Source organism: Inquilinus limosus DSM 16000, assembly GCF_000423185.1.
Lineage (GTDB): Bacteria > Pseudomonadota > Alphaproteobacteria > DSM-16000 > Inquilinaceae > Inquilinus > Inquilinus limosus.
Window position 1 is genome coordinate 138,979 of sequence record NZ_AUHM01000005.1, and the last position, 16,045, is coordinate 155,023.

Genomic DNA, 16,045 nt, shown 5'->3' on the forward strand with positions numbered 1-16,045 from the left:
GATCCGGAATAAACTGAAGACAATTATGAATTGGCCGGCCCTGATGCCGGGCGACATCATGATCACAATTTGGGCGTGCCCAATCGATGGGCGCGCGGCGGCCGGGGATACAAGGGCCGGCGGTTCGAACAGGGGGCAGTCAATTGTCCGATGGCGGAGCCATCCGGGCGGATTCGAGTCCGGCGCGCGCCGCGATCCGCCCCTATCTCGACATCCGCGGCGCCAAGAGCCCGGCGCTGTCGCCGGACGGCGGGCTGATGGCCTTCCTCGGCGACCAGACCGGCTTCCACCAGATCTGGCTGCAGCCGGCCGGGGGCGGCGTCGCTTGGCGGGCGGCGGAGACGCCGGAGCCGGTCGGCGCACTGGCCTTCAGCCCGAAGAGCCGGGACCTGATCTTCACCATGGACCGCGGCGGCGACGAACGGCATCAGCTCTGGCTGATCCCGGGCGCCGAGGCCGCGCCGGCGGCGCTGACCGACGATCCGACCGTGGTCCATGCCTGGGGCGCCTGGTCGCCGGACGGGCAGCGGATCGCCTATGCCGCGAACGCCCGCGACCGCTTCCATATGGACATCCATGTGATGGAGGTCGCGACCCGCAAGGCGACCTGCGTGTATCAGGGCGAGCTCTATCGCGAGGCCATGGCCTTTTTCCCGGACGGCAAGGCGCTGCTGGTGCGGGACTGCACCCGGGCGACGACCGACCAGGATCTGGTCCGGCTCGACCTCGACACCGGCGCCTGTGAGCCGCTGCTGCCGCATGACGGCCGGGCGCGCTACGTCGCGGCCAAGTTCCGCAAGGACGGCAGCGGCGCCTATCTGCTGACTGACCAGGGGCGGGACTTCCAGGGCATCGCTTTTCTCTCATTGGAGGATCGCAGCCTCCGCTGGGTGGTGGCGATCGAAGGGAAGGACGTCGAGGCGATGGCGCTGTCGCCCGACCAGGCCCGCATCGCCTATGTGGTCAATGAGGAGGGGTGGAACCGGATCCTGATCCGCGATCTCGACAGCGGCGCGGAGACGGCGGTGGACGGGCTGCCGCCCGGCGTGATCGGCTCCGTCTCCTGGCGGCCGGACGGCAGCGGCCTCGTCTTCCCGCTCGAAGGCGCGGCGACGCCGCCCGGCATCTGGCAGTACGGCATCACCGACGGGACTGCGAGCCGGCTGACCGACGCCCCCACAGGCGATCTCGTCGGCGGCTTCGTCGAACCGGTCGTCCGGCGCGCCGCGAGCTTCGACGGGCTGCAGGTCCCGTTCCTGCTGTACCGGCCGAAGGGCGAGGCGCCGGCCGGCGGCTTCCCGGCGCTCGTCATCGTCCATGGCGGGCCAGAGGCGCAATGGACGCCGACCTTCCGCGCCGATATCCAGTACATGCTGGCCCGCGGCATCGCGGTGGCGGCGCCGAATGTCCGCGGCAGCACCGGCTACGGCCGGCCTTACCAGCATCTCGACGATATCGGGCTGCGCATGGACAGCGTCGCCGATCTCCGGGCCGTCCGGCTGTGGCTGGGGGCCCAGCCCGATATCGACGAGGCCCGGATCGGCGTCTTCGGCCGCTCCTATGGCGGCTTCATGGTGCTGGCGGCGCTGACCGAGTATCCGGAGCTCTGGCGACTCGGCATCGAATTCTACGGCATCGCCAATTTCCACACCCTGCTGCAGACCACCGGCCCCTGGCGCCGGCGCCTGCGGGCGGCGGAATACGGCGATCCGGTCACGGATAAGGAACTGCTGGAGCGCATCTCGCCGATCCACAGGCTGGACCGGATCCGCGTGCCGCTGCTGGTCGCCCAGGGGCTGGACGACCCGCGCGTGCCGCCGGGTGAGAGCGAGATGGTCACTTCGGCGCTGCGCGGCCTCGGCCGCCCGGTCGACTACATCCGCGTGCCGCATGAAGGGCACGGCTTCGCGCGGCTGGACAGCCGCCACGCGGTGTTCGGCGCCGTCGCCGACTTCCTCGACCGCCATCTCTGATTTCAGGACCGAAAGGGACGATCATGCAGAATTCCGAAACGATCTGGCAGATGGTCGACGCCAAGCGGACGGAGTTCGAGGCGCTGAGCGACCGGATCTGGGGGATGCCGGAGATCGCCTACACCGAATACCGGTCGGTGGCCGAGCACACAGCCATGCTGAAGGCCCAGGGCTTCCGCGTGACCGAAAACCTGGCCGGCATCCCGACCGCGGTGATGGGCGAGGCGGGCGAGGGCGGGCCGGTGATCGCCATCCTCGGCGAATACGACGCCCTGCCGGGGCTGAGCCAGGAGGCCGGCATCGCCGAGCCCAAGCCGCTGCCGGGCAACGGCTACGGCCATGGCTGCGGCCACAATCTGCTCGGCTCCGCCGCCATGCTGGCCGCCACCGCGGTCAAGGACTTCCTCGAGGCGACCGGCCGGCCCGGCCGCGTGCGCTACTATGGCTGCCCGGCGGAAGAGGGCGGCGCGGCCAAGGCCTTCATGGTGCGCGCCGGCGCGTTCAAGGATGTTGACATCGCCATCACTTGGCACCCGGCGTCGCTGACCCGGGTCGGCGAGGCGCTGTCGCTGGCCAACACCCGGATGGACTTCCACTTCACCGGCCGCGCCTCGCACGCCGCCGCGGCGCCGCATCTCGGCCGCAGCGCGCTGGACGCGGTCGAGCTGATGAATGTCGGCGTCAACTACATGCGCGAGCACATGCCGTCCGACGCCCGCATCCACTACGCCATGCTCGATTCCGGCGGCATCGCGCCGAATGTCGTCCAGGCCTCGGCCAAGGTGCGCTACGCCATCCGGGCGCGCGACCTGGCCGGCATGCTGGCGCTGAACGAGCGGGTCAGGAAGATCGCCCAGGGCGCCGCGCTGATGACCGAGACCACGGTCGCGATCTCGATCATGAGCGCCGTCTCCAACATGCTCGGCAACACGCCGCTGGCGGAGGCGATGCACCAGAACCTGCTGCGCCTCGGCCCGGTGCCGTTCGACGCCGCGGACCGGGATTATGCCGCGCAGATCCAGGCGACGCTGAGCGAGGAGGACATCCTCACCGACTACCGCCGCGTCGGCATCCCGCCGCGGCCGGACACGCCGCTCTGCGACTTCATCGTGCCGCGCGAGGCCAAGGGCGAGCCGATGATCGGGTCGACCGATGTCGCCGATGTCAGCTGGGTGGTGCCGACCGTGGAGGTGCGGGTCGCGACCCACGCCATCGGCACGCCGGGCCATTCCTGGCAGATCACCGCCCAGGGCAAGGCGCCGGCCGCGCACAAGGGCATGGTGCATGCGGCGAAGGCCATGGCCGGCACCGCGCTCGACGTGCTGAGCGACGAGCTGCTGCTGGCCCGGGCCAAGCAGGACCATCGGGAGCGGACGGCCGCCACGCCCTATGTCTGCCCGATCCCGCCGGAGGTGCAGCCGCCCCTGCAGCCGCGGCCGCAGGCCGCTTGAGCCCGGACGCCAGCCGGCCCGCGGAACGAGGCCGGCGGCATCCCGGAAGAAGGCCGCGGAGGGCGCCGGACAACACCAACAGAACAGCACGGAGGCTCGATCCATGTTCGCCCGTCCGATCCCGGCGTCGTCCGGATCCCGCCCGCTCCGCCGCCGCGCCCTCGGCGCGGCCTGCGGCGCCATCCTCGCCGCGGCGCCCTTCGCCGCCGGGGCGGCGACGCCGTCGAGCGCGCTGGTCATGGCCTGGAACATCGACGCGATCAGCACCTTCGACCCGGCCCAGATCGGTGAGGTGGTGACCGACGAGATCGTCAAGAACACCTGCGACACCCTGGTCGACTTCGATCCGGCGGACGAGTCCAAGGTGGTGCCGCTCTTCGCCGAGAGCTGGGACGTCTCCGACGACCGCCTGCAGATCACCTTCCATCTGCGCAAGGGCGCCACCTTCCCCTCCGGCAATCCGGCGACGGCGGCGGACACGGCGTGGTCGATGCAGCGGGTGGTCAAGCTCGGCTTCGGCAACGCGGCGACGCTGACCGAATACGGCTTCACCAAGGACAAGGTCGACAGCCAGATCACGGCGCCCGACGACGCCACCCTCGTCCTCAAGCTCGACAAGCCCTACCCGACCAGCCTGATCCTGCAGGCGATCGCCGCCAACCGCGTCTCCGCCACCATGGACCGAAAGACCCTCATGGCGAACGAGGTGAACGGCGACCTCGGCAACAAGTATCTCGCCACCCGCACCGAATGCGTCGGGCCCTACAAGCTGGTGCAGTGGAACGCCGGCGAATCCGTCGTCCTGCAGGCGAACGAGAGCTACTGGGGCCAGGCGCCGGCGCTGAAGCGCGTCCTGATCCGCCATGTGGCGGAGGCGGGAACGCAGCGCCTGCTGCTGACCCAAGGCGATGTCGACGTGGCGCGCGACCTGACGCCGGAGGACCTGAAGGACCTGGAGAGCTCGCCCGACGTGTCGGTCGTCCGGGTGCTGAAGCCGCAGCTGTTCTTCTGGATCTTCAACAACGCCGACCCGATCTTCGCGAACGAGAAGGTCCGCCTGGCGATGCGCTACCTGATCGACTATGACGGCCTCGCCAAGACGGTGATGACCTACACCGGCGTGCCGCGGGCCAGCTTCGTCCAGATCGGCGCGGTCGGCGCGCTCGATGAGAAGGAGGGGCAGCCCTTCTCGCTCGATCTCGACAAGGCCAAGGCACTGCTGGCCGAGGCCGGCTATCCCAACGGCTTCAAGGCCAATGTCTTCATCGGCACCCTGCCGCATTCGGCCCCGATCGCGCAGAGCGTGCAGCAGAACGCCGCCAAGATCGGCGTCGAGCTGACTCTGGAGCGGATGGCCAACGCCCAGCTGTTCAGCCGGGTGCGGGGGCGGGAGTTCCAGACCGCGATGCAGGCCTGGCAGACCGGCGTGCCCGACGCGCACGGCAACGCCTCGCGGCTGGTCTACAACCCGGACAACCGGGCCGAGGCGAAGCAGACGCAGTATCCGAGCTGGAGGGCCGCCTTCTATTCCGAGGAGGTGAACAAGAAGATCGCGGCGGCGCTGCTGGAGCCCGATCCGGAAAACCGCAACGCGATGTACCACGACCTGCAGCGGCAGATCATGCAGCAGGGGCCGATGGCGATCATGTTCCAGATGTACAACGTCGCCGGCATCCGCAAATCGCTGGAGAACTGGAGCTGGAACGGCTTCCGCACCTATTACGAGCTGGTCGGCAAGTAGCGCATGGTCGACGCCGCCCCCATCGCCGTTCCCCGCCGGCCCGCGGCCCCAGGACGGAAGGCGCTGTCGTCCTGGGCCCTGGCGGTCGGCCGCACCCTCCTGTCGGTCGCCGTCACATTGTTCGGGCTCGCGGCGCTGACCTTCTTCATCGGGCGGCTGCTGCCGCTCGACCCGGTCACCGCCATCCTCGGCGACAATGCCAGCCAGGAGGCCTATGACGCGATGTACCGGCAGCTCGGGCTGGACCAGCCGGTCTGGGTCCAGTTCCTGCGCTACCTGGGCGACATCGCCAGCCTCGACCTCGGCACGGCGCTGACCACCGGCAAGCCGGTGGTCGAGGACATCGCCCGGGTCTTCCCGGCGACGCTGGAGCTGGCGACGGTCGCCATCGTCATCGGTACCGGGCTCGGCATCCCGCTGGGCGTGCTGGCGGCGATGTATCGCGACGGCGCGGTCGACCATCTCGTCCGCGTCGTCGGCCTCCTGGGCTATTCGGCGCCGAACTTCTGGCTCGGGCTGATGGGGCTGGTGCTGTTCTACGCCACGCTCGGCTGGGTCGGCGGGCCGGGGCGCATCGACTTCATGTACGAGTTCGACGTCCAGCCGATGACCGGGTTCCTGCTGCTCGACACCGCGCTGCAGGGGCAGTGGGAGGCGTTCGGCGACGCCTTCCGCCACGTCATCCTGCCGGCCTCGATCCTCGGCTTCGGCGCGCTCGCCTATATCAGCCGGATGACCCGCAGCTTCATGATCGAGCAGCTGGGCCAGGAATACGTCATCGCCGCCCGGGTCAAGGGCCTGTCCTGGGCCCGCACGGTCTGGGTCCACGCCTTCCGCAACATCGCGGTGCAGGTGGTGACGGTGGTGGCCCTGTCCTACGCCTTCCTCCTGGAAGGGGCGGTGCTGACCGAGACCGTCTTCGCCTGGCCCGGCTTCGGCCGCTACCTCACCAACACCCTGCTCGCCGGCGACATGAACGCGGTGGTCGGCTGCACGCTCCTGATCGGCGTGATCTTCGTCGCGCTGAACCTGTTCTGCGACCTGCTCTACCGCATCTTCGACCCCCGCACCCGATGAGCGTGGACATGCCAAGCGACACCCGCATCGGCTCGCTGAAGGGCTGGCTCCGGGCCCCGGTCCCGACCTCGCCCCTCCAGGCCCGCGCCCAGCAGCTCCGGCTCAGGCTGCTGCGGCTGTGGGGCAACCCCTCCGCCCTGCTGGGGCTGGCCATCATCCTGCTGATGGCCGCGGCGGCGGTGTTCGCGCCGCTGATCGCCACCCACGACATCTACGCGCAGGACCTCTCGATTCGCCTCCAGCCGCCCTCGGCCGCGCATCTCCTCGGCACCGACGAGCTCGGCCGCGACGTGTTCAGCCGCATCGTCTTCGGCGCCCGGATCACGCTCTACATCGCCGTGCTGACGGCGCTGATCGTGGCGCCGGTCGGCCTCCTGATCGGCACCACGGCCGGCTATCTCGGCGGCTGGGTCGACATCGTGCTGATGCGCGTGGTCGACATCTTCCTGGCCTTCCCCAGCCTGGTCCTGGCGCTGGCCTTCGTCGCCGCGCTCGGCCCCGGCATCGAGAACGCGGTCATCGCCATCTCGCTCGCCGCCTGGCCGCCGATCGCGCGGCTGGCGCGGGCGGAGACGCTGTCGATCCGCAGCTCCGACTACATCGCCGCGGTGCGCCTGCAGGGGGCGTCGGCGCTGCGGATCATCCTGTCGCATGTGGTGCCGATGTGCCTGCCCTCGGTGGTGGTGCGGATCACGCTGAACATGGCGGCGATCATCCTCACCGCCGCGGGCCTCGGCTTCCTCGGCCTCGGCGCGCAGCCGCCCAGCCCGGAATGGGGCGCGATGCTGTCCAGCGGCCGCGAATTCGTGCTGACCAGCTGGTGGATCGCGGCGATCCCCGGCTGCGCCATCCTCCTCACCAGCCTGGCCTTCAACCTGTTCGGCGACGGGCTGCGCGACATCCTGGATCCCCGCCATGGCTGAGTCCCTTCTCCAGGTCGAGGATCTCCGCATCACCTTCCCCGGCGGCCACGGCCCGCTGCACGCGGTGCGCGGCATCTCCTTCGCCATCGGGCGCGAGAAGGTCGGCATCGTCGGCGAATCCGGCTCCGGCAAATCGCTGACCGGTCGGTCGATTTTGAAGCTGACGCCCAAGGCGGCGCGGGTGACGGCGAGGCGGCTCGATTTCGACGGCATCGACCTGCTCGCGGCCTCCGAGCGGCGGATGCGGGCGATCCGCGGCAACCGCATCTCGATGATCCTGCAGGACCCGAAATTCTCCCTGAACCCGCTGATGCGGGTCGGACGGCAGATCACCGAGGCCTACCGGCTGCACCACCGGGTCGGCCTGCGCGAGGCGAAGGCGCGGGCGCTGGAGATGCTGGACGCCGTCCGCATCCGCGACCCCGAACGGGTGTTCCGCCTGTTCCCGCACGAGGTCTCGGGCGGCATGGGCCAGCGCGTCATGATCGCGATGATGCTGATCCCGGAGCCGGACCTGATCATCGCCGACGAGCCGACCTCGGCCCTCGACGTGACCGTCCGGCGGCAGATCCTGACCATCCTCGACGACCTCGTCACCCGGCGCGGCGCCGGGCTGATGTTCATCAGCCACGACCTCAACCTGGTGGCCGATTTCTGCGACCGCGTGCTGGTCATGTATGCCGGGCGGATCATGGAGGACATCCCGGCGCGGGATCTGCACCGGGCCCGCCATCCCTACACCCGCGCCCTGCTCGACAGCCTGCCGCGGCTCGACCGGCCGGTCGACACGCTGCAGGTGCCCAGCCGCGATCCCGCCTGGCTCGACGGGCCGACCTTCGCCGGGGCCGCGGCATGACCGCCGACACAATCCTGGAGGCGGTGGGCCTGCGCGTCACCTTCGGCTCCGGCGCCGCGGCGATGACCGCGGTCGACGACGTCTCCTTCGCCCTCCGGCAGGGCGAATCCTTCGGGCTGATCGGCGAATCCGGCTGCGGCAAGTCGACCGTCCTGCGCGCCCTGGCCGGGCTCAACACCGCCTATGGCGGCGCGGTCCTGTTCCGGGACCGGGAGGTGCCGCGCAGGCGCGACAAGGCGTTCTTCCGCCGCGTCCAGATGGTGTTCCAGGATCCCTACGCCTCGCTGCATCCGCGCAAGATGGTCCAGGCCGTGCTGGCCGAGCCGCTGCGCATCCACGGCTTCGACCAGCCGGAGCAGCGGATCGACGCGGCGCTCGAGTCGGTCGGCCTGGGCGGCGGCTTCCGCTACCGCTATCCGCACGAGCTGTCGGGCGGGCAGCGCCAGCGCGTCGCCATCGCCCGCAGCCTGATCATCGAGCCGGAGATCCTGCTCCTGGACGAGCCGACCTCGGCGCTCGACGTCTCGGTCCAGGCGGAGATCCTCAACCTCCTGAAGGCGCTGCGGCGCGAGCGCGGCCTGACCTATCTGATGGTGACCCACGACCTCCCGGTCATCGCCCATCTCTGCGACCGCATCGCGATGATGCATGGCGGGCGGATCGTCGAGGAGATGACGGCCCAGGGCGTCCGCGCCCGCCGGGCGCGCGAGCCGTACACGCGCGACTTCCTGGAGGCGAGCGTCGGCTACCGGCCGGCGTCCTGACGGGGCGGAGGAGGGGAAGGTGGATCAGCTCAGCGCAGCCGAACGGGTCGAGGCCGACCACTGGCCCGGCACGAACTGGGAGATGGTCGAGGATCTGCGGCCGGCGGGATGGTCGCTCGAGCATCTCGACCGCGTCTGGGCCGAGGCCGACCGGATCGGCACCGCCGCGCTGATGATCGTGCAGGGCGGGCGGGTGATCGCCAGCCGCGGCGACATCACCCGGCGCTACCTGTGCCATTCGATCCGCAAGAGCTTCCTCAGCGCCCTGATCGGCACGCATCAGGGCGACGACGCCATCGACCTGTCGCTGACGCTGGAGCAGCTCGGCATCGACGACCGCGAGGGGCTGAGCGAGCGCGAGAAGCAGGCGACCATCTACGATCTGCTGACCGCGCGGTCCGGCATCTATCACCCCGCCGGATATGAGACGCCGTGGATGAGGTCGCTGAAGCCGCCCCGCCACTCCCAGGCGCCGGGCGCCCATTGGTGCTACAGCAACTGGGACTTCAACGCGCTCGGCACGATCTACCGGCAGCTCACCGGGCGCAGCATCCACGCCGCCTTCCGCGACCGGATCGCGGCGCCGATCGGCATGCAGGATTTCCGCTTCGATGCGGAGCGGGCGGATGGCTGGCTCGAGCCCGATCCCTGCTCGGTCCACCACGCCTATCCGTTCCGGATGTCGACCCGCGACCTCGCCCGCTTCGGCCTGCTGTTCCTGCGCGACGGGCGCTGGCGCGACCGCCAGGTGGTGCCGCAGGGCTGGGCGGCGGCCAGCGTGCTGCCCTATTCCGACGCCGGCCCGCGCGGCGCCTACGGCTACATGTGGTGGGTGTCGCGCCAGGGCATCGCCTTCCCCGGCGTGATCGTGCCGGAGGGCACCTACAGCGCCCAGGGCGCCGGCGGCCATTACTGCGTCGTCATCCCGCCGCTCGATCTCGTCGTCGTCCACCGCGCCGACACGGAGAAGATCGACGGGAAGCCGGTCGGGCCGGAGGTCGACCGGTTCCAGTTCGGCCGGCTCCTCGCCCTCATTCTCGACGCCCGCAGGGCCGGCATGGCCGCCTGAGCCGGAGGAACCAGCCATGGCCAGCATCATCGGGGCGATCGCGAAATGGAGCCGGTCGGGGGTCGAGTTCGGCGATCTCGCCCGCCTGCGGGCCCGCCACGCCATCGCCGACACCATCGCCTGCATGCTGGCCGGGGCTGAGGATCCGTCGGTGCGGGCCGTGCGCGCCGCCTTCGCCGGCTCGATCGCCGATGGGACCCGCTGCAACATGGTCGGCGGCGGGCAGGCGGCGGAAGGGCTGTCGGCCCTGGTCAATGGCACGGCGGCGCATGCGCTCGACTACGACGACAATTTCCGTCCGGCGGCCAGCCATGCCTCGGCGGTGCTGGTGCCGGCGCTGCTGGGCGTCGCGCTGGCGCGGGGCGCTACCGGGCGCGAGTTCGTCGATGCCTATCTGGTCGGGCTGGAGGCGCAGGCCGCGGTCGGGCGCGGCGTCAACCCGTCCCACTACGCGGCCGGCTGGCACGCCACATCGACGGTCGGCTGCATCGGCACCGCGGCCGGCGCCGCCTGGCTGCGCGGCCTCGACGCGGCCGGCATCGCCCGGGCCATGAGCCTCGCCGTCAGCATGGCCGCCGGGGTCAAGGGGCAGTTCGGCACCCCGGCCAAGCCGCTGCACGCTGGCCTCGCCGCCCGCAACGCGGTGGAGGCCGCGGCGCTGGCGGAGTGCGGCATGGCCGGGCGGCTCGACATCCTCGAGGCGCCGCAGGGATTCCGCGAGCTGTTCGGCGGGCCGGATGCCACAGGGTGGGACGAGGTGTCGATCGGCAGTCCGCATGTGATCGAGAGCGACGGGCTGATGCCGAAGCGACACCCCTGCTGCGGCTCGACCCACAACGCCGTCGACCTCGTCCTCGACCTCAGGGCGCGGCACGGCTTCGCGGCGGCGGAGGTGGTCGCGGTGGAGACGCTGGTCGGCATCGCCAACCAGCGCAACCTCGCCTATCCGCGCCCGGAGGACGAGATGCAGGCCCGCTTCTCGATGCCGTACTGCGTCGCCCTGGCCCTGCTGAAGGACAGGCTGGAGCTGTCCGACTTCGCCCCTGCGGCGGTCGGGGCGCCGCCGGTGCGCGCGCTGCTGCCGCGCATCACGATGACCGCGTATTCGCGGGAGGAGGAGCGGGCGGCAGGCCCGAGGCCGCTGCCGCACCGGGTGACGATCCGGCTCGCCGACGGCCGGATCCTCTCGGCCGAGCGCGCGGAGGCGAAGGGCAGCATCGCCGACCCGTTCGACGATGCCGACCGCCGGGCGAAATTCGCCGATTGCTGCCGCGGCGCGCTCGACCCCGCAGAGATCGAGCGCCTGCACGACCGCCTCGACGCGCTGGACCGGCAGGACGGCTTGACGTTCCTGGAGCAGCCGCTGGCGATGGCCCCTATGCGCCGAGATAGCGGATGGGCCTGAGTCGCCCCCTCACCCGAAATCGCTGACGCGATTTCGACCTCTCCCCGAGGGAGAGGTGAACGGAGCCGTCCCCTTTCCCTCTCCTCGGGGAGAGGGAGGGGCCCGACGCCGAAGGCGGCGGGAGGGTGAGGGGGGCGGACCGCGCCATTGAGCAAGGCCGGCCTGATGTTGGCGCCGATGGGCGACCGCCGGTGCTCACCCCGCCGAGGCCCGGCGGGGCGGCGGCATCGCGTCCCGCCAGTCCGGGACCGCCGACCAGAACCGGTCGGCGCATGAGCGGCCGGCGGCGGCGCGGTAGAGGCGGATCTCGACGATCAGCGTCCAGGGCGGGCTGCCGGCCCGGACCAGCGCGCCGGAGCGGAGCTCCTCCGCGATCAGGCTTTCCGGAATCCAGGCCAGGCCCCGCCCGGCCAGCGCCATGGCCTTGAGGCCGGCCGACATCGCGTTCTCGTAGACCACGGCCAGCGGCAGCGGGCGCCCGGCGAACAGCCGGGCCAGGCCGTGGCCGAAGAAGGAGCCGGTGCCGTAGCTCAGATACTGGATCGGCCCGCCGCCGCCCTCGATGGCGTGCAGCGGCCGGCCCCTGGCGTCGGGGGCGGAGACCGGGATCACCCGCTCCTCGCCCAGGCAGCGGTGCTCGCAATAGGCGAGATCGCACATCAGCGGCACGGATTCATGGGCGTAGGTCAGCAGGAAGTCGCAATGGCCGTCCAGCAGCGTGGCGATGATGCCGGCGAAGGTCGGCCGCGTCTCGAAACGGGTCCGGATCGGGCCGAGCCGGCCCTCCAGGCGCCGGATCCAGGTCGGGAAGAAGGTCAGGGACAGGGTGTTCAGCGTCGCGAAGGACAGCACCTCGGCCGCGGTGTCGTGCCGGTCCCGCAGCTCGGCCCGGGTCTGCTGCACCAGGTCCAGGATCTTCCGCGCCCGCGGCAGGAAGTCCTGGCCCTCCGTGGTCAGCCGGACCGGATAGCTGGTGCGGTCGAACAGCGGCACGCCGATCCAGCTCTCCAGCTGCCGGATGCGGCGGCTCAGGGCCGATTGGGTGACGTGCCGCTCATCGGCGGAGCGGGAGAAGCTCGATGTCGCGGACAGACTGAGAAAATCCTCCAGCCATTTCACTTCCATCAGGGGCCTCCGGGTTCGGGGCTGCTCCGATACGCGATCTCGACGGGATGGGCCGGGGCCTGGACGGGAGAGGGGCCGCAAGGTCCCGATGCGCGATACTGCGTCATCCGCAGCGACTGTGGAACCGAAGCGGATGCAGGCGGCGTACCAGCCGGGAATCCAGCCATGCGCCGGCCGCCGCACGCCCCGGGCGGGGCGGCGGTGACCAGTGGGCAGGCACAAAGCGGGGCTATGCCCGCGGCTTGGGCAGGAACCGCAGGGCTCAGCGCCGTCAGGACTCGTATGGGGCGATTTTCAGGACGTCGCCGCCTTGTGCCGGTGCAGACCGGGTACGAAGACGGCCGGCGGCGTCACGGCAGCTTCACGGCCCTCAGCGGGTGGCTTCCGCCGGTCATGCGGCAGACGCCCTTCTGATCCGCCGGGTTGAGCGGCAGGAACCAGCGCTCCTTCGTGCCTGAGCCGATCCAGGTCAATTCGATCTGCGCATCGCTGCCCCGCCACAGCCAGGACCCGCGCCCGCCCGTCCCGTTGGCCGGATCGGTCCATGTGACGCCGAACCGGTCGTCGAAATCGTAGACCCAGCTCCAGCGGCCGACCGTCACCGTCCACTTCCCCACCAGCATCCGCTGGGCCGGGGTCAGCGACACGGAATCCTCGAATCCGAAGAAGCCGACGAACGGAACCTCGTTCCGGGCCTCCCACCAGTCGGCATATCGGCTGACCCAGGGATTGTAGACGTTCAGCGTCTTGTGCCAGTCGAGGACGTATTCGGCGTTGTCGTCCATCCGCAGCAGGGTTGCGATATGCGCCCAGCCGCCCGCCGAGCGCGGATCCGTCTGCTCCACCGCCTGCAGGTGCGGGATGCGGATCCGCCGTGGCCGCAGGGCGGCGACGGTGACCGCCGCGATGCCGCCGCACATCAGCTGCTCATAGGTCCCCTGGTCCATGAGACCGGCGCCGTTCAGCACATAGGCTTGGGCATTCCGCGTCCAGCCCGAGAGACCGAAGGTCTCCAGCACCGCCTGCCGGAAATTCGGCACCAATCCCAGGCCTCCGTCGGGCCCTGGATCCGGCTGGATGACCCGGTTGCACATCGGGTCCGCCGCGACGATCTCGATGGCGATCTTCACCTGCTCGCGCGTCAGCGGCATATCGGGCCCTCCGCTCGCGCAGGCCGGAGGCCTGCGACGCCGTTGGATCCGGAAGAGATCCGCCCCGACGCTATCCAGGCAGCGGACCAGGCCTCAATCCCCCAGCATTAGGGGGCGGGACGGTCCGGCCGCCGATGGATCTACGCCGTCCGAAGCACCCGCAGCGTGCGGCCGGCCGCGCCGGGCGGCAGGTCGACGGTGACGCCGGCCTCCGCCCGCCAGAGCGCGGCTTCGTCGCCGATGCGCAGGTCCAGCACGCGCTCCGGCGCCAGGGACGGGAAGCGCAACCATGCGCCGGCCGGCAGCTCCGGCGGCAGGGTGACGGCGATGTCGCCTTCGCCGAAGCGCAGCTGCGACAGCCGGCCCCGCACATTGGTCTCCAAGAGCGTGCGGCTGCCCTGCCGCAAAGCCAGCACGCCGGCCTCGATGGCGACCGTCACCGCGCCGGCCGGGCTGGCGATCGGGCCGAGCGTCGCGTCGGCGCCGTCGTTGACGACCTCCCAGCCGCCCCAAGGGTTGACGTCCATCACCCGGGCGACGCCGAGGGCGGGCATCAGCGCGCCCCAGCTGTAGAAGCCCTCGGTGTCCGGCTGGTCCATCGGCTCGCCGGTCTCGGCGTTGTAGTTCTCCGGGCACAGCCGGCGCTCGTCCCAGGCGCGGCGGAACAGACGCAGGCTGTCCTCGGCCAGCTTGATCGCCTCGGCCTCGAAGCCGTTGCGGCGCAGCCCGTGCCAGACCATCCAGTTCAAGGGCGGCCAGATCCGGCCGCGCCAGTAGGAATTGTCCTTGGCCGCCGGGTCGTCGCGGGTGGTGCCGGGGATGACGAATTCGCCGCCGAAGGTGGCCGGGTCCTCGAGATGGGCCAGCAGTTGCTGGATCTGCCCGGGCGAGGCGGCGCCGCAGATCAGCGGATAGAAGCTGGTCGGCCCCAGGCTGCGCACGAATTCGCCGGACCACAGCCGGTTGGCGAAGATGCCGCGGCTCTCGTCCCACAGCTCGGCGCCGATCTTCGCCCGGGTCCGGGCGGCGGTCTCGGCATGGGCGGCCGCGGCGGCCTGGTCGCCCAGCTCGGCCGCGATCCAGGACAGCACCTCGGCGTCGAAGGCCAGCAGGCTGTTCAGCCCGACATCCTCGCAGCGCAGGGTGCGCGTCTCCGGGTCGTAGGCCGCCTCGTCATGGATCGGCGAATTGTCCATGCTGGATTCGTTGCGGGCTCCGAAGGAGGTGCCCTTGTACAGCCCCTCGCCGACGTCCGAGGTGCCGTAGGAGACCAGGCCCCGGCCGCGCGGGTCGCGCTCGCGCCACCACCAGGCGTGGTTGCGCGCCAGCGTGCCGTAGGCCAGCTCCAGCATCGGCCGCGAGCGGGAGCGAAGCCAGATCAGCCACAGCAGGAACGACCCGATCGGCAGCTGGGTGCGGTCGACCCAGGCGTCGTTGGCGGTCAGCAGGCAGGCGAGGTTGCCCTCCGGCGTGGCGCTGGCCAGCGACGCCGCCAGGTTCTCCCGCGCCATCTCCTGGTCCAGGTAGCCGGTCAGCAGCGCGTTGTAGAGCTGGTCGTTCAGCCAGACGCCGAAGCCGCCGAACTTCGACAGGTTCCAGTTCCGGCTGATCGAGGTATAGGGCCGGCGGTTGACCTCGTCCCACACCGTATTCCAGGCCATCACGTCGCGCAGCGCGTCCAGCGCGCCGGCCTGGGCCCCGGTCTGGCTCGGCAGGGAAGGGGCCTCGCCCGGCTCGGCCGCCAGCGCCTTGGCACGCTCGACCGCCAGGTCGGCCCGGTCAGCCACGGCGACGCCGATGCCGCCGTCGCGCATCATCTCCAGGTTGAAGCGCAGCACCAGCACCGGCGCCGCTTCGGACCGCGCGCCGAGATGGAAGTAGCCGTGGGTCTCGTAATCCTCGGCCACGGCCTCGACCGTGGCGTGGCCGGTCACCTGCACCGGCGGCTCGGCGCTGGCCAGGGCGACGAAGCGGTGACCGACCTTGACCAATGCGGCCCCCGCCGGGTCCCAGCGCACGGTCTGCCCGTCCTCCGCCGACAGGCACAGGTTGAACCAGAAGCGCAGGCCCCATTCGCCGGTCTTCTGCGTGCGCCAGGTGCCGGACAGCGCGAACGGCCCGCGCTTGGCCCAGCGCCAAGCCAGGAGGGTGCCGGCATGGTCCAGGTCCAGCTCCACCAGGCTGCCGTCCAGGGCGTGGCGGCCGTAGCGGACCGACTTGGCCGGGAACAGCGTGGCGCTGCGGCTGCTGTCGGCATAGGCCAGCGGCGTCACCCGCACGCCCAGCGGCAGGAACACCATCTCGGCCGGGCGGCTGGACCAGGTGTTCCAGGCCCGGGCGAGCGGGACGGTCGTATCGCGCAGCATCAGGGCCTCGTGCCGAAAGTCGTCATTGCCATGTCTTCCCGACCCGTCATGGCGAGCCCCGAAGGGGCGTGGCCATCCAGGGGCCAATGCGAGCGGCCCTGGATGGCCACGGCGCTGCGCGCCTCGCCATGGCGGATGAATGCA

General features: G+C 70.8%; 12 protein-coding genes. 9 read left to right on the forward strand and 3 right to left on the reverse strand.

The window, feature by feature from the left end:
• Positions 1-143: 143 nt before the first annotated feature.
• From G537_RS0107975 to G537_RS0108015, 9 genes are all read left to right on the forward strand, one after another.
• Positions 144-1,973, forward strand: coding sequence for a S9 family peptidase (locus G537_RS0107975; RefSeq protein ID WP_211230324.1), 1,830 nt, complete (start codon positions 144-146; stop codon positions 1,971-1,973).
• Positions 1,974-1,996: 23 nt separating this feature from the next.
• A complete protein-coding gene (locus G537_RS0107980; protein ID WP_026869670.1) occupies positions 1,997-3,424 on the forward strand; it encodes a M20 family metallopeptidase in 1,428 nt (475 codons plus the stop codon).
• A gap of 103 nt (positions 3,425-3,527) precedes the next feature.
• Positions 3,528-5,165 carry an ABC transporter substrate-binding protein gene (locus tag G537_RS0107985; protein ID WP_081688675.1) on the forward strand — a complete coding sequence of 546 codons (1,638 nt, stop codon included), beginning with the start codon at positions 3,528-3,530 and terminating at the stop codon, positions 5,163-5,165.
• A gap of 3 nt (positions 5,166-5,168) precedes the next feature.
• Positions 5,169-6,242, forward strand: a complete 1,074-nt coding sequence (locus G537_RS0107990; protein ID WP_064742093.1) for an ABC transporter permease — start codon at positions 5,169-5,171, stop codon at positions 6,240-6,242.
• A gap of 8 nt (positions 6,243-6,250) precedes the next feature.
• The gene (gene nikC / locus G537_RS0107995) at positions 6,251-7,165 is read left to right on the forward strand and encodes a nickel transporter permease (RefSeq protein WP_026869673.1); all 915 of its coding nucleotides are present in this window, start codon (positions 6,251-6,253) and stop codon (positions 7,163-7,165) included.
• A complete protein-coding gene (locus G537_RS0108000; RefSeq protein ID WP_026869674.1) occupies positions 7,158-8,021 on the forward strand; it encodes an ABC transporter ATP-binding protein in 864 nt (287 codons plus the stop codon). The genes nikC and G537_RS0108000 overlap by 8 nt, the downstream gene beginning before the upstream one ends.
• Positions 8,018-8,785: an ABC transporter ATP-binding protein gene (locus tag G537_RS0108005; RefSeq protein WP_026869675.1), complete on the forward strand. Its 768-nt coding sequence runs from the start codon at positions 8,018-8,020 to the stop codon at positions 8,783-8,785. The genes G537_RS0108000 and G537_RS0108005 overlap by 4 nt, the downstream gene beginning before the upstream one ends.
• A gap of 19 nt (positions 8,786-8,804) precedes the next feature.
• Positions 8,805-9,854 carry a serine hydrolase domain-containing protein gene (locus G537_RS36940; protein ID WP_211230325.1) on the forward strand — a complete coding sequence of 350 codons (1,050 nt, stop codon included), beginning with the start codon at positions 8,805-8,807 and terminating at the stop codon, positions 9,852-9,854.
• A gap of 16 nt (positions 9,855-9,870) precedes the next feature.
• Positions 9,871-11,259, forward strand: a complete 1,389-nt coding sequence (locus tag G537_RS0108015; RefSeq protein WP_026869676.1) for an MmgE/PrpD family protein — start codon at positions 9,871-9,873, stop codon at positions 11,257-11,259.
• A 195-nt stretch (positions 11,260-11,454) separates the two neighbouring features.
• Here the strand turns inward: G537_RS0108015 and G537_RS36945 are convergent, their stop codons facing one another.
• From G537_RS36945 to G537_RS36950, 3 genes are all read right to left on the reverse strand, one after another.
• Complete coding sequence (locus G537_RS36945; protein WP_051248147.1) at positions 11,455-12,384, reverse strand: LysR family transcriptional regulator; 930 nt, start codon at positions 12,382-12,384, stop codon at positions 11,455-11,457.
• Positions 12,385-12,734: 350 nt separating this feature from the next.
• Positions 12,735-13,535 (reverse strand): hypothetical protein, encoded by an 801-nt coding sequence (locus G537_RS0108025; RefSeq protein WP_026869677.1) that lies wholly within the window; start codon positions 13,533-13,535, stop codon positions 12,735-12,737.
• A 140-nt stretch (positions 13,536-13,675) separates the two neighbouring features.
• Positions 13,676-15,901, reverse strand: a complete 2,226-nt coding sequence (locus G537_RS36950) for an MGH1-like glycoside hydrolase domain-containing protein (RefSeq protein WP_051248149.1) — start codon at positions 15,899-15,901, stop codon at positions 13,676-13,678.
• Positions 15,902-16,045 lie beyond the last annotated feature (144 nt).